General features: G+C 75.3%; 12 protein-coding genes. 3 read left to right on the top strand and 9 right to left on the bottom strand.

From position 1 onward, the window contains the following. The 3 genes from ACIP4P_RS05480 to ACIP4P_RS05470 form a co-directional block, all read right to left on the bottom strand. Entirely contained in the window at positions 1 to 2,199 is a 2,199-nt protein-coding gene (locus ACIP4P_RS05480; protein ID WP_400915038.1) for an RICIN domain-containing protein, read from the bottom strand. 391 nt (positions 2,200 to 2,590) lie between these two features. Then, entirely contained in the window at positions 2,591 to 2,998 is a 408-nt protein-coding gene (locus tag ACIP4P_RS05475; protein ID WP_400915035.1) for a hypothetical protein, read from the bottom strand. Between the two features lie 94 nt (positions 2,999 to 3,092). Further along, the gene (locus ACIP4P_RS05470; protein ID WP_400915032.1) at positions 3,093 to 3,857 is read right to left on the bottom strand and encodes a sigma 54 modulation/S30EA ribosomal C-terminal domain-containing protein; all 765 of its coding nucleotides are present in this window, start codon (positions 3,855 to 3,857) and stop codon (positions 3,093 to 3,095) included. Between the two features lie 358 nt (positions 3,858 to 4,215). On the opposite strand from ACIP4P_RS05470, the gene ACIP4P_RS05465 reads away from it, so the two are divergent. Further along, positions 4,216 to 6,741: a cytochrome P450 gene (locus tag ACIP4P_RS05465; RefSeq protein WP_400915030.1), complete on the top strand. Its 2,526-nt coding sequence runs from the start codon at positions 4,216 to 4,218 to the stop codon at positions 6,739 to 6,741. A gap of 21 nt (positions 6,742 to 6,762) precedes the next feature. Here the strand turns inward: ACIP4P_RS05465 and ACIP4P_RS05460 are convergent, their stop codons facing one another. The 4 genes from ACIP4P_RS05460 to ACIP4P_RS05445 form a co-directional block, all read right to left on the bottom strand. Then, positions 6,763 to 6,957 (bottom strand): DUF6126 family protein, encoded by a 195-nt coding sequence (locus tag ACIP4P_RS05460; protein ID WP_400915028.1) that lies wholly within the window; start codon positions 6,955 to 6,957, stop codon positions 6,763 to 6,765. A 54-nt stretch (positions 6,958 to 7,011) separates the two neighbouring features. Next, positions 7,012 to 7,356, bottom strand: coding sequence for an ArsR/SmtB family transcription factor (locus ACIP4P_RS05455; RefSeq protein WP_400915026.1), 345 nt, complete (start codon positions 7,354 to 7,356; stop codon positions 7,012 to 7,014). 250 nt (positions 7,357 to 7,606) lie between these two features. Continuing rightward, a complete protein-coding gene (locus ACIP4P_RS05450; protein WP_400915024.1) occupies positions 7,607 to 8,062 on the bottom strand; it encodes a hypothetical protein in 456 nt (151 codons plus the stop codon). Between the two features lie 302 nt (positions 8,063 to 8,364). Continuing rightward, positions 8,365 to 9,591 (bottom strand): glycoside hydrolase family 3 N-terminal domain-containing protein, encoded by a 1,227-nt coding sequence (locus ACIP4P_RS05445; protein WP_400915023.1) that lies wholly within the window; start codon positions 9,589 to 9,591, stop codon positions 8,365 to 8,367. Positions 9,592 to 9,854: 263 nt separating this feature from the next. On the opposite strand from ACIP4P_RS05445, the gene ACIP4P_RS05440 reads away from it, so the two are divergent. Beyond that, entirely contained in the window at positions 9,855 to 10,535 is a 681-nt protein-coding gene (locus tag ACIP4P_RS05440; RefSeq protein WP_400915021.1) for a DUF4241 domain-containing protein, read from the top strand. On the opposite strand, the gene ACIP4P_RS05435 is transcribed toward ACIP4P_RS05440, so the two are convergent. After that, positions 10,480 to 12,072 carry a PLP-dependent aminotransferase family protein gene (locus ACIP4P_RS05435; protein WP_400915019.1) on the bottom strand — a complete coding sequence of 531 codons (1,593 nt, stop codon included), beginning with the start codon at positions 12,070 to 12,072 and terminating at the stop codon, positions 10,480 to 10,482. The genes ACIP4P_RS05440 and ACIP4P_RS05435 overlap by 56 nt on opposite strands. A 28-nt stretch (positions 12,073 to 12,100) precedes the next feature. Between ACIP4P_RS05435 and ACIP4P_RS05430 the strand changes: the two genes are divergently transcribed. Beyond that, positions 12,101 to 12,928, top strand: a complete 828-nt coding sequence (locus ACIP4P_RS05430) for a methyltransferase domain-containing protein (RefSeq protein WP_400915017.1) — start codon at positions 12,101 to 12,103, stop codon at positions 12,926 to 12,928. 18 nt (positions 12,929 to 12,946) lie between these two features. Here the strand turns inward: ACIP4P_RS05430 and ACIP4P_RS05425 are convergent, their stop codons facing one another. Next, the gene (locus ACIP4P_RS05425) at positions 12,947 to 13,330 is read right to left on the bottom strand and encodes a hypothetical protein (RefSeq protein WP_400915015.1); all 384 of its coding nucleotides are present in this window, start codon (positions 13,328 to 13,330) and stop codon (positions 12,947 to 12,949) included. Between the last annotated feature and the right edge of the window lie 24 nt (positions 13,331 to 13,354).

The raw sequence follows: 13,354 nt of genomic DNA, 5'->3' as shown, positions 1-13,354 counted from the left end.
CTACGAGGTCTTCAGCAACGACCAGCTCTGGTACGGCCGGCCGTTCGGCTGCTGGAGTTCCAGCAGCCAACCACCGTAGTACCAACGGTCACTGAGCCCGAGCACCAGGCCGGAACCGTCCGCCGTAATGGTGAACCCGCCGTCCTCGGCGGCGAGTTGCCACTTCTGGGTGGCGGCGTCGGAGCACGGCTGCTGGGCCGCGTACTGTCCGGCGACCGGAGTGCCGCCGAGCTGGAGGCACTTGCCGGAGCGCACGGACTTGATCCGCACGGCGCCGTTGCCGGCGTCCTCGAAGAGCCACTTCTGGTTGGCGTAGCCGGTGCGCTGGTAGCCGACCGCCACCGTGCCGTCGTTCATCGAGCTGCCCCACAGGTCGGCGGCCTGGCCGGTGAGGCCGTTGACCATCGTGTAGCGGGTGCCGGACTGCGGGCGGCCCGCGTCGGCGAGGGTGTGGAAGCTCACCGCCCGGCCGGGCTTGCCGACCGTTCCGGCGGCGTCGTGGACGGCGACGGCCACGGTGTAGCCGGTGCCGGGGTCCAGCCGGACGACGCCGACCACGGCCGAGCGGACGGTGCCGATGGTCCGGCCGTTCAGCAGGACGTCGTAGCCGGTGGCTGCCGGGACGGGCGGCCAGCTCAGCACCACCGAGTTCTGGGTGATCTGACCGACCGTCACGGCCGGGCCGGTGTCGCCCGTGGTCGGGGTCGCGGTCGGCGACGGGGACCGGGACGGCGTGGCGGTGGGGCCACCGGTGGGCGTCGGGGACGGCGAGGGCGTGCGGGTGGGCGTGCCCGTAGCCGTCGGACCGGTGCTCGGGGTCGGGGTGGGCGTGGGGCTCGGACCGGTGCCGCCGCCGGTCCCACTGCCGCCGCCCGCGATGAGGAAGCGGTTGTTCGCGACGTTCCAGTGCGTGGCCAGGTAACTGCCGGGCTTGGGAGCCGTGTTGTAGTAGTCGTCGTGGCTGCAGTCCAGGCGGTCGTCATGGGCGCGATCCGGGCAGACCACCCGCATCGCGGGATAGTAGGGGGCGTCCGAGTAGCACATCAGGTCCCAGGTGTCCGTGCAGTGCCCGCCCTTGCTGGAGTTGGGCGCGCTGTTGTTCACCGCCCCCAGGTTGTGGCCGAGTTCGTGCGCGGCGGTGTGGCCGCCCCAGCAGCCGGAGTCGGTCCGGCCGTACGAGGGACCGAAGTTGCTCAGGTTGTCCTGGCCGGACCGCTCGTCGCCGGCGAAGGTGCCGATGCCGCAGTACACCTTGGCGTCGGTGAACATCATGTACTTGCGGTCCTTGCGGTCGAACCCCTGCGCCGCCAGCGCGCGGTTGCTCGCGTCGAAGTCCTGGATCTCGGCGTCGGAGATCTGCACGTTCAACACCGAGGCGGTGCAGTCGGGTTCGGTGACGAAGCGGACGTGCCGCACCCCGCCGGTCTCGGCGGCGCTGGCGTTGTAGATGACGTCGACGTCGGCGGCCCACTTCTTGAACGAGGGCAGGTACTGGGCGAACCGGTCGTTGCCCGGGGTGTGCACGTACACCACCTGGACGCGGTTGCCGCTGCTGCCGTCGCCCTCGCAGACCAGGCCCCCGCCGGCGGCCGGGGCGGCGGCGTCCTGCGGGGCACCGGCGGTGCCGGCATCGCCGAGCAGCGCCTGCCGGGCGGCGTCCAGGACGGGCACGCCGCCCTTCAACAGGTCGGCCGTGGCCGGTGGTTGGGCGCCGGCCGGCGGGGTGATCGCGGGCACCTGGGCGGCCGGGGCGGCCACCGGCGCGACGTCCTTGTGGATGTCCACGTCCTTGGGCGGCGCGTCCGGACCGTGGCTGCACTGGCCACTGCCGGCGACCTCCAGCATGTTGCCGCAGCGGTCGCCGGTCGGCAGTTTCAACCCGGCGTAGACCAGACCGCGTTCGGGCTGGTCCTTGGGCATCTCCTTGGGCGGGGCGACCTTCTCGTCCCGCTTCGGGGCGGGCGCCCTGGTCGCGCCCTCGGCGGTGCCGGTCTCCCCCGACCCGCCGTCGTCCGCGACCGCGTCGACCGGCGCGTCCGCCGCCGTGACGGTGCGGTGCGCCGTCCCCGGCTCCAGCGCGGTGCGCAGGCCCAGCGTGCCCGCGACCAGCCCGGCCGCCACCGCCACGGCGACCAGGGCACTCCTGCGGGTGAGCCTGCGGCGCCTGCGCCGACGGAGCTCACTGCTCCGGTGTCCCATCGCGTTCCTCTCCTCGTGCGACGGTCCGGGCCCGGTGGTACGGGGCTCGGACCTTCCGACACAAGGGAGAGCAGGTGGGGCGGCGGGGAATAACAGAAACCTCTTGCGAAATTCCCGAACCCGTTCGAGGCGCGAGACACGAGGCACGAAGCGCGCGGACACGGACACGGACAGGAAGGTGCCGGGGAGCGCACTCGGGGGGATGCACGCTCCCCGGCATGAGGTGGTGGCGGCCACCCGGCCGGAGCCCGGGAACTGCGGCTCCCACGGCCGTGACGAATGCTAGACCCCCCGCCGGGCCGTGAAAAGCCTCCCGCCGAGGGTGGCGTACGATCCGAACTGGCCTACCCAGCAGTAGACTTGACGATTCGTCATGTTCACCCGCAGAGCCTCACGCGGCGACCGCGAGCCCGCTCCGACCGCCGTGCAGCCGGGCCAGCCCGGCGGCGAGCACCGTACGCTCCCCGCTGAGCCACAGCCGCAGCGCGGCGGAGAGCGCGGCACTGGCCGGGCCCGTCGACGGACCGCCGGTGCGCATCAGCCGCGCGCCCAGCAGCGGCAGCAGGTCCGCGACCGGGGCGGGCAGCCAGAGGGTGACGGCGCAGGGCGCGGGTCGGGCCAACACCCGCAGCAGCGGCAGCACCGAAGCGTCGTCGTGCAGCGCCGGGATGACCTCCAGCAGCCCGTCGACCGCGACCCCGGAGACGTCCCCGCCGTGCCCGCGCGCGAGGTCCCGCAGCAGCGCCCGCTCGGTGGCGGTGATCCGGACGGTCAGCATGACCTCGTCGTCGCAGTCCATGGTCCCGTTCCCCTGTCGTGGAGTTGGTGGAGTCTGGAGTTGGTGGAGCCCGAACAGTGGAGCCCGTACGGCGGGGCCCGCCGCCCCTCGCGGATCAGTCCCGTGCCGAGGGGATTCCTGCCCCGCAACCGCCGTCCGCTACCGGCGTTATCAGGCCGTAGTGGCCGTCGTAGCGGCGGTAGAGCACCCGGACCCGGCCATCCCCGGGGTCGGTGTGACAGACGAACGGGCGCCCGGTGAGCCAGAGCCGGCGGGCCGCCTCGGCGAGGTCGAGCGCGGGCACCGCGGCACCGTCGGCGGACCACAGCCCCACCGCGCCGGTCAGCGAGCAGCGGTGCACCAGGCCGTCGCGTCCGGTCCCGGCGTCCAGGAACAGGTGGAAGCTCCGGTCCAGCGCCAGCAGTTCGCGGGCCGCCTGCCCGGGCGTGCGGCGGGCGAGCACCACCGCCTTGTGCCGGGCGATCCGGCGCAGGGCCAGCGGTCGGTCGGCGTACTGCGGGCGGTAGGCGCTCTCGTGGACGGCGGCGAGCCCGATGTCGCCCTGCTCGCGCAGTCGTACCGCCCGGCCCGCGAGCGTGCCGAGCACCAGGTCGACGGCCTCCCGGGCGGTGCCGGTGGCCAGCTGCACCCGGACCGGGCCCAGGTCGTCCAGCCGTACGTCCGCCTGGGCCAGCGCGGGCCGGGTGACGGCGCGGTCGCGCACGCGGGTGAGCCGCAGCCGCAGGCCGTGGGCGTCCGGGAGCAGTTCCGCGGCGGTGTCCTGCGCCCGGGCCCGGGCGTACTCGGCGTCCTCGCGCGGCAGCTCGCCGCGGATCTCCACCCGGACGTCGAGGGCGGGCCGGTGGCGCAGACGGGTCATCAGGTTCCTCCTTCTCCGGGCACCATGCTGGCCCTCGCCCGGCCGTGCGGCGAGGGTCCAAAGACCCTGCCGCCAGGGCCTCGCCCGGAGGGCCGGCGCTGGGCCGTCCGCGCAGGTCAGAGCGCTCCTGCGGGCCGGTGCCGCGGAGCGGTCCGGCGGGCTCCGCGGTGATCGGCCGTTGGAGTGATCCGGGCGCGTTCGGCGCAACGCCCGCCGGACCGGCGCGTTTCCCATGGCGTGCGCCCTCTGCCCCTGGCGCACGCGGGGTCCGCGCTCGCCGGCCCCCGCCTCCCGGCCGGCCCGCCGGTGCCTTCCCCCGGTACCGCCCGCACCGGCCCCTCTGGTGAGAGGAAGTGTCATGCCCCTGTCCACCCACACCCTGCTGGCAGAGACACGGAAACGGATCGTCCCCCCGAGAACCGCGCCACCCCCCGCACCCACCCCCCGCGCGGCCGTCCCCCCGCTCGCCCCCGGCGCGGTACCCGGCCTCGGCCACGCCGGCGCCCTGCTGCGCGACCCGCTCGGTTTCCTCGGCTCACTGGCCCGGCACGGCGGCGTGGTGCGGATCCGGCTCGGGCCGCGCACCGTCTGCGTGGTGACCGACGCCCGGCTCGTCCACACCCTGCTCGTCGCCCTCGCCCGCGACTGCCCGCGCGGCGCCGTCCAGGACACCCTGAAGACCGCCTTCGGCGACGGCCTGTTGATGTCCGAGGGCCAGGCGCACCGCGACCGCCGCCGGATCATCCAGCCCGCCTTCGGACCGGACCGGATGGCCGGGTACCTGGCGGTGATGCACCAGGTCACCGAGGAGCGGGCCGGCCGCTGGCGGCCCGGCCAAGTCCTCGACGTGGCCAAGGAGATGAACCACCTGGCCCTGGAGATCGTCACCCGCTCGCTGTTCGGCGCCCGCCTCAGCGAGGACGCCACCCTCGCCTTCCACCGGGCCCTGCCGGACCTGGTGAAGGGGCAGATCGTCCAGTCCCTCTACCCCCACCCGGCCCTGGCCCGGCTGCCGCTGCCCGTCAACCGGCGCTTCGACGCCGCCGTCCGGGTGCTCAACCGGGTGGTCGACCAGGCCGTCAACGGCCGCCCCGGGACGGACCGGACGGCCCTGACGGACCGGCCCGGCGGCACCCTGCCCGACCTGCTGCGCGCCGCCACCGACCCGGCCACCGGCCGTCCGCTCACCGAGGCCGACGTCCGCTCCGAGGCGATCACCATGTTCGGCGCGGGCACCGAGACCGTCTCCACCACCCTCACCTGGCTGCTGGACGAACTCCTGCGCCACCCCGAGGTGGAGGCCCGGGTGCTCGCCGAACTGGACGAGCACCTGCCCGCCGGCACCGTCCCCACCCCGGAGGCGCTCGGCCGGCTCGGCTACACCCGCAGCGTCACCCAGGAGGTGGTGCGGCTGCACGCGCCCAACGCCTTCCTGATGCGCACCGCCCAGGTGCCGGTGGACCTCGGCCCGTACCGGATCCCGGCCGGCACCGAGCTGCTGTACAGCCTCACCGCGCTGCACCGCGACCCGGTGCGCTACCAGGAGCCGCTGAGCTTCCGGCCCGAGCGCTGGCAGGACGGCGGCGGGCTCGGCCGGCCGTCCTTCCTGCCGTTCGGGGCGGGCAAGCACAAGTGCATCGGCGAGGCCTTCGCCTGGGCCGAACTCACCGTCGCGGCGGCCGCGATCCTGCGCCGCTGGCGGCCGGTGGCGGTGCCGGGGGCCCGGGCCCGGGAGGTGGTGTGGACGACGGTCCAGGCCCACGGACTGCGGGTACGGCTGGCGCCCCGCACCGAGGCCGTCGCCACCGCGGCGGTGCGGACGGGCACGGCGGAACGGGCGGCCGCGCCGGCCGGGACGCTCCCGACGGACCGGGCGCGCCCGACCGGCTGCCCGTTCACCGGTACCGCCGACACCCCCGCCACCGCCCGCCCCGGCACCGCCACCGGCACCGCGGTAGCACCCCCGCAGCCGCGCCCGCCCGCCGAACTGCGCGCCGCCGCCGACCGGCACGCCGACTGGGCCGTCCACCACGGCCTGCTCGCCCCCACCGAGCTGCCCGGCTACCGGGCCTACGCCCTGCACGAGCTGATCGGCCACGCCTTCCCGCGCGTCCGGGGTGCCGAACTGGACCTGCTGGTGGACATGCTGGGCTGGTTCACCGTCCTGGACGACCACTTCGACGGCCCGCCCGGACGCCGGCCCACGGAGGCGCACGCGCTGGTCGACCCGCTGATCTCCACCCTCACGGACGGGCCCCGCCCGACCGCCCCGGACGGCCGGCTCCTCACCCCCTGGCGGGAACTCTGGGACCGCCAGAGCGAATCCGCCTCCCCCGCCTGGCGCGCCCGGGCCGCCCACGAGTGGCGGGCCTGCCTGGCCACCTTCCCCGCCGAGGCCGAGCACCGCGCCCGCGGCACCGTCCCCGCCCTGGGCCTGGGCCTCGCGGAGACCATGCGGCTGCGCCGCCACGGCAGTTGTCTCTACCCGTTCATGAACATACTGGAACGGGTCCACGGCGCCGACGCCCCCGCCGCCCTGCACGCGGAGCCCGCACTGCACCGCCTGCGCGCCAACACCGCCGACGCCGCCACGCTGATCAACGACCTCTACTCGCTGGAGCGGGAGGAACGGCAGAGCGCGGCCGCCTTCAACACCGTCCTCACCCTGCAACGGGCCCGCGGCTGCACCCGCAGCCGGGCCGTCAGCGCGGTCCGCGCCCGGGTCGCCCACCTGCGCCAGGAGAACGAGGAACTGCGCCGCGACCTGGGCCGTCGGCACCCGGCGGGACGCTGGTACCTGGACGGCACCCGGGAACTGGTCATCGGCGTCCAGGCCTGGACCAGCACCAGCAACCGCTACCAGGTGCCGGGCGGCCGGCGGTAGGACGCGCCGCCCGTCCCCGGGCTACTTGCGGTCGCCGAGCGCGAACAGCAGCAGGACGAAGCCCGCGAACAGGTGCGTGGCGAAGATGTAGATGCCGGCCCGGATCAGCATCGCCTTGCGGCGGCTCTTCTCCTCGCTCGTACCGTCGCCCTGCACCGGACGGTCGGCGCGGTCGGCGCTCTCGGCGCGGGCGGCACTGTCGGCGCGGTCGCTCATGCTGGTGCTCTCCTCGGATCTGACGCTGCGGGCTGCGAGCTGCGGGCCGCAGCCTCAGCGGGGCGACCGGCCGCCGGCGGCACGCAGCTCGGTGAGCAGCGTGCCCTGGTCGGTGATCAGCTCGGTCAGGATCCGACGCGCCGCGCGCAGCAGGTCGGCGACGTCCGGGGTGCTGAGCGCGTACACCACGGTGTTGCCCTCGCGGGTGGCCGTGACCAGCTGGGTGCGGCGCAGCACCGCGAGCTGCTGGGAGAGGTTGGACGGTTCGACCTCGATCTCCGCCAGCAGCTCGCGCACCGGCCGGGGGCCGTCCTGGAGCAGTTCCAGGACCCGGATCCGGACCGGGTGGCCGAGGGTGCGGAAGAACTCCGCCTTCGCCTGGTAGAGCGGGACCGGCATCGTCCGTCGCCTCCCTCGGATCCGGCTCGGTGGTCGTCCGGCCGGGCGGGGGTCCACGCCGCGGCCGGTAGGCATCATCGCGACAGATGAAGATTTCTTCAAGTCGTCACAGCGAAAGGTGACCACACCCACATCGGCGATCGGATCGGCGCTCACCCCGGAGGCCGAATCGACGACCGGATCGGGACAGCCGAGGGCCGAGCCCGGGACGCTGCCAACTCCCGGGCTCGGCAGTCTGGATGACGAGCCGTCAGCAGCTTACAGGCACATCCAGGGTGACCGGGGCCGGTCCCCGCAAGCTTCCCTCCACCGCGAAGGAGGCGTGCACGACCGACCCGCACGGCGCCGTGGTGCTGATCCCCTCCACCCGGACGGTGCTGACCTTGAAGACCGTCCGTCCGGACACCGCGCCGAGCGGGCCGACGCCGACCACGTCGGCCGACAGCCGGGTGATCAGCTCCTGGGGCGCCGGCGGCCACGGCGTCCCCGGCGACGGCGGGCCGGCCAGGCCGATCTGGCCGTACAGCACGACGCCGTCGCCGGTGACGTCGGCGCAGACCCGGGTGGACAGCCCGGCCTGGAGGCCGGACCACCCGCAGGTGGTCACCGTGCCGGACTCCTGCCCGGCGGCGAGCGCCGGGACGGGGGCGGAGAGCAGGGCGACGGCACCGGCCGCGCCCGCCGCGATCCGGGTGATGCGGTTCATGGCTCCTCCTTCGGAGGGTGTGAGGAATGAACTCGTGGGACAGGAATCGATTAGTGTGTCATGGCACATATGACATTTCATACGTGCCATGACGAATACTCTGCCATGCGATTCCATCGCCAGAGCCGACTATTCCCTTCGATGTATCGCCTCGACTGAAAGCAGACCTACGATGGCGCGTTCCCGCCCGAAGGGGCGAACCGCCGCACCCGCCGAGGCGTCACCCCGCTGAACCATGGGTGAACCACCGCCCCCCGGCCCGCCCGCGGCCGCCCGCGGCGCGCGGACGGCCGGCCGACCGGTCAGCCCAGGCTCTCCCGCAGCGCGTCCACCCGGTCGACGGACTCCGCGAAGGCGGAGCGGTCGAGCCCTCCGGAGTCGAGCGCGGCCGCCAGCGCGGCGGTGGCGTCCTCGCCCTGCCGGGGATCGCGGGCCGAGCAGAGGATGAGGTCCATCCCGGCCGCCGCGGCGGCGACGGCCCGGACACCGGTCGGACCGTACGGAGTGAGGGCCTCGGCCTCCAGGGCGTCGGTGACGGTGACGCCGTCGAAGCCGAGGCGCTCGCGCAGTTCGCCCTGGATCACGGTGGGCGAGAACCCGGCCGGGCGGTCCGGGTCCAGGGCCGGGTAGACCGCCCAGGAGGCCATCACCAGGCGTACGCCCGCGGCGATGGCGGCCCGGTAGGGGGCCTCGCCCCGGGTCCGCAGCTCGCCCAGCGGCACGCGGAGGGTGACGGGACGGGCGTCGGTGTTCTCGTCGCGCGCGGCGGACCCGAGGCCGGGGAAGTGCTTGGCGGTGGCCGCCACCCCCTGGCTCTGCTGCGCGGCGAGGAAGGCACTGCCCAACTCGCCGACCCGGGTGGGATCCTGGCCGTACGAGCGCTCGAAGCGGTCGATGAAGTTGCCCGGGGTGTCGTAGACGTCGAGCACCGGGGCGAGATTGACGTTCAGCCCCGCGCCGGCGAGCGTCCCGGCGGCGGCGGTACCGGAGTCCAGGGCGGCGGCGAGCGGGCTGGGCGCCGCCCCGGTGCCGCGGGCGGAGAGCTCGGGCGCGCCGGGCAGCCGGCGGACCTTGCCGCCCTCCTGGTCGGTCATCAGCAGCAGCGGGCGCGGATCCGGCGCCTCGGCCGCCGCCTGCTTCAACTGGGCTACCGCAGCGGCGAGTTGCTCCGGACTGGTGACGTTCTCGCCGAACAGGATCACCCCGGCGGCCCGGCCCTCCCGGATCGCCTGCAGCACCCCGGGCGCCGGGGTCGGCCCCGGGTAGGAGAGCACGATGCGGCGCCCGGCGAGCTGCCGCGAGTCCTCCGGCCCGTCGGCCGTCCGCTTCGCCCCCGTCGCCGGCGTCGCCGTCGCCGTCGCCGTCGCCGCCTTCGCTGTCTTCGCCGCCATCGCTGCGGTCCTCCCACCGGTGGGCCCGCCGGGCGGTTCCATGCCACGCGGCACCGACCCGGCGGGGACCGGTCCCAGCACGCCCGCCAGCACCAGCAGCACCGAGCCCAGCTGGGCGACACGCCGTATCGGAGCCATCGGTCCTCCAGGGTGAGCAACGGCTACGGTCCGTCAGCGTACCCAGGATGGCGGCATCCGGCAGCCCCGCGGAAATCCCGCGCGACTGCTCCGTTCGGCTGACCCGGGCCGGGGCTCGCACCCTCGATCAACCCGTCCGCGCCGGTCGGCGGGCCAGGCCCGCAGCGGACGCCCAGGAGCCTGGAGGGGCCGACGGCCGGGTGTCGGAGCCGGCCGATAACCTCCGGGCACTTCGTTCACCCGTACGAGAGGCCCGATCCCCGATGCCCCTGCCCGCTCCGGACGTCGACCGCCTGTTCACCCTCGGCAGCACCTACCCGTCCGGCGACCGGCTCGCCACCGTGGTCGCACTGCCGACGGCCGAACTGCCGCTGCCCAGCGGCACGGTCTCCGCCTGCGACCCGCTCGTCTCACTGGAGGACTCGGAGACACCCTTCGACGAGACCGCGCCGCCCGGGCGCTACCCGGTGACGCTCTCGGTCGTGGAGCTCACCCGGCCCGGCGCCCCGGACGCCCGCCCGGACCGCCGGGTGGCGGCGGCCCGGCTGCGCTTCCGCACCGAGCCCGCCGCCCGGTGGGCGCTGTCGGCAGACGGCGACCCGGACGCCGTGGCCGCGCTCGGGGACACCGACTTCTTCGGCTACGGCGTCGACACCGGCACCGGCTGCTTCTTCGACGCCGCGGCCGCCGAAGCGCTGTCCGCCCTGCTGGAGGAGGACGAGGACCTGCTGCAGGACGCCCTCGACGGGGATCCGGCCGGCCTCGGCCCGGTGCTGCTCCTCGATCCCGACTCCGGCGCGGGCCTGGTGGCCTTCGCCACCGGCTGGGGCGACGGCCGCTACCCGACCTGGGCGGGCTACGACGCGGACGGCCGACCGGTCGGCCTGGTCACCGAGTTCTTCGTCGTCCCCCAGCCGGGGCGCCGCTCCGACGAGGAGGACTGACCCCCGCCCGCCGGACCAACTCCCCCAGCACCGCGACGCCTTCGGTGATCGCGCCCGGCGGGACCGCCGCATAGCCGAGCACCAGTCCCGGCGGGTAGGGCAGGCGGGCGTGCCAGGACAGCGGCTGGACCTTGACCCCGCGGGCGAGCGCAGCCGTGGCCAACTGGGTGTCACTGCAGTCGAGTTCCTGGGGAAGGGTGAGCATCAGGTGCAGCCCCGCGGCCGCGCCGTGCACGGTGGCGGTGGGCAGGTGGGTGCGGATGGCGGCGATCATGGCGTCCCGGCGACGCCGGTGGCTGCGGCGCAACAGCCGTAGGTGACGGTCGAGTTCACCGGATTCCATCAGCCGGGCCAGCACCAGCTGGGGCAGCACCGGGTTGCCGAGGTCGGCGAAGCGCTTGGCGTCCAGCACGGCCGCGCGCAGCGGCGCGGGCACCAGCAGCCAGCCGGTGCGCAGCGCGGGGGCGAGCAGCTTGGAGATGCTGCCCGCGTAGCAGACCCGGTCCGGCAGTTCGGCCCGCAGGGCGGGGACGGGCGCACGGTCGTAGCGGTGTTCGGCGTCGTAGTCGTCCTCGACGACCAGGCCGCCGTCCGCCGCCCAGCGCAGCAGCTCGCGCCGCCGCTCGCCGCCGAGGACGACCCCGGTCGGGTACTGATGGGCGGGGGTGAGCAGCACGGCGGGGGCGCCGGTGGCGCGCAGCGCGTCGACCCGGATGCCCTCGCCGTCGACCGGGACGGGCGGGGTGGCGGCGAGCCAGTGGGCGAGGTGCTGGCGGGCGCCGAGCGAGCCCGGGTCCTCGACCGCGACCTCGGTGATCCCCACCCGCCCGAGGGCGCGGCCGAGCAGGGCGAGCGCCTGGGCCGTCCCGGCCACCACCAGCACCTCGTCCGGATCGGCGCGGACGCCCCGGTTGCGGGCGAGCCAGTGGGCGACGGCCTGCCGCAGGGCGGGGGCGCCGCGGACGTCGCCGTAGCCGAGGTCGGCGGCGGCGAGACCGTCCAGGACGGCCCGCTCGGCGCGCAGCCAGGCGGCGCGGGGGAAGGCGGCGAGGTCGGGCACGCCGGGGGTGAGGTCGATCCGGGCGGGGGTGCCGCGCAGGTGGTCGAAGACCTCGGGGTCGGGGTCGGCCCGGAACAGCACGGGCGCCGGGCAGGCCGGGGGGACGGCCACCGGCGGGACGGCCGTCGACAAGGCGGGCGCCGACACGGCGGGCGTCGCCGGGACGGGCGCCGCGGCGGCCGCGAGGGCGACCACGACCGTGCCGCCCCGGCCCCGCCCGGCGAGCTGTCCCGCTTCGGCGAGCCGGCCGTAGGCATCGGTCACCACGCCCCGGGAGACGCCGAGTTCGGCCGCCAGCACCCGGCTGGCGGGCAGTCGACTACCGGCCGGCAGGCGCCCGTCCGCGACGGCCTCGCGCAGCCGGCCGGTCAGCCAGTCGGTGAGGCCGCCGGGCGGGGCCTCGGCGGCGTCGAGCTGGAGGAAGTCGGCACCGGTCTCTTTGGACCCCTCGGCCGCCGCGTCTTTGGACCTGTTCACCGGTCCATACTGGCGCGAGGGTTGGGCCATGACCACCACGACCGGCCCCAGCGCCCCCTACGTCCACGGCTACTCGGACGCCGAGGCCCGCCGCCTCGGCGACCAGGCCGACACCCTCGCCGAGCTGCTCCACACGGGCACCGCCTACCCGCCCGGCAGCCGGGTCCTGGAGGCCGGCTGCGGGGTGGGCGCGCAGACCGCCCACCTGCTGGCCGCCAACCCGGGCGTGCTGCTGACCGCGGCGGACGTCTCGGCGGAGTCGCTGGCCCAGGCCCGGGCCCGGATCGCCGCCCTGGCCCCGGCCGCCCGGGTCGCCTGGCACCACGGTGACCTGCACCGACTGCCGTTCCCGGACGGCGCGTTCGACCACGTCTTCCTGTGCTTCGTGCTGGAGCACCTGCCCGACCCGGCGGCCGGGTTGGCCGCCCTGCGCCGGGTGCTGCGGCCGGGCGGCACGATCACCGTGATCGAGGGCGACCACGGCTCCGCCCTCTTCCACCCGGAGACCCCGGCGGCCCGCCGCACGGTGGACCACCTGGTCCGGCTCCAGGCCGACGCGGGCGGCGACGCCCTGGTGGGCCGCCGGCTCCACCCGCTGCTGACAGCCGCCGGCTTCACGGAGGTGACGGTCCGCCCCCGCACGGTCTACGCCGACGGCGGCCGCCCGGCCCTGGTGGAGGGCTTCACCCGGCGGACCTTCGTCGCGATGGTCGAGGCCGTCCGGGCGGACGCCCTGGCCGCCGGGCTGACCACCGCGGCCGAGTTCGACCGCGGCGTCGCCGAACTGCGCCGCTCGGCCGGGCCGGGCGGGACGTTCCACTACACCTTCTTCAAGGCGGTGGCGGTCAACCCCTGACCCGGGCGGGGCCGTCGCCTACCACCAGCCGCCGCAGCCGCTGGAGTCGCAGGCGCGCAGGTAGACGCCCTTGGCCCCCCAGTAGGGGTGCTTCACCTCGAACGTGACGTTCTTCAGTTGCACCGGGTGGTGCTCCCAGACGATCCGCGCCTGGACCCGGACGGCACCGGAACGCGTCAGCCACCGGAACTGGCCGTTGTAGCCGCCCATCCCGTCACTCTTCCAGCTCTTCTCGACCCCGGCCCGGTACCCCTTCGGGGACCACAGGTTCACGTCCGCCTGGCCGTTCGTGGCGGCGGTCGCGGCGGTGGCGGCGGTCGCGGCGGTCGCGGCGGTGGCGGTGCCGACCACGGCCATCAGGGCGGCGGAAGCGAGCACCAGCACCGGGTTGCGCATACGCATCGGAACGATCTCCTTTCGGACATG

Origin of the sequence: Kitasatospora sp. NPDC089509 (assembly GCF_044749365.1) — a bacterium.
In the GTDB taxonomy this organism is placed as follows: domain Bacteria; phylum Actinomycetota; class Actinomycetes; order Streptomycetales; family Streptomycetaceae; genus Kitasatospora.
The sequence above is the reverse complement of the archived record's forward strand: the minus strand, read 5'-3'. Positions and strand labels throughout refer to the sequence as shown.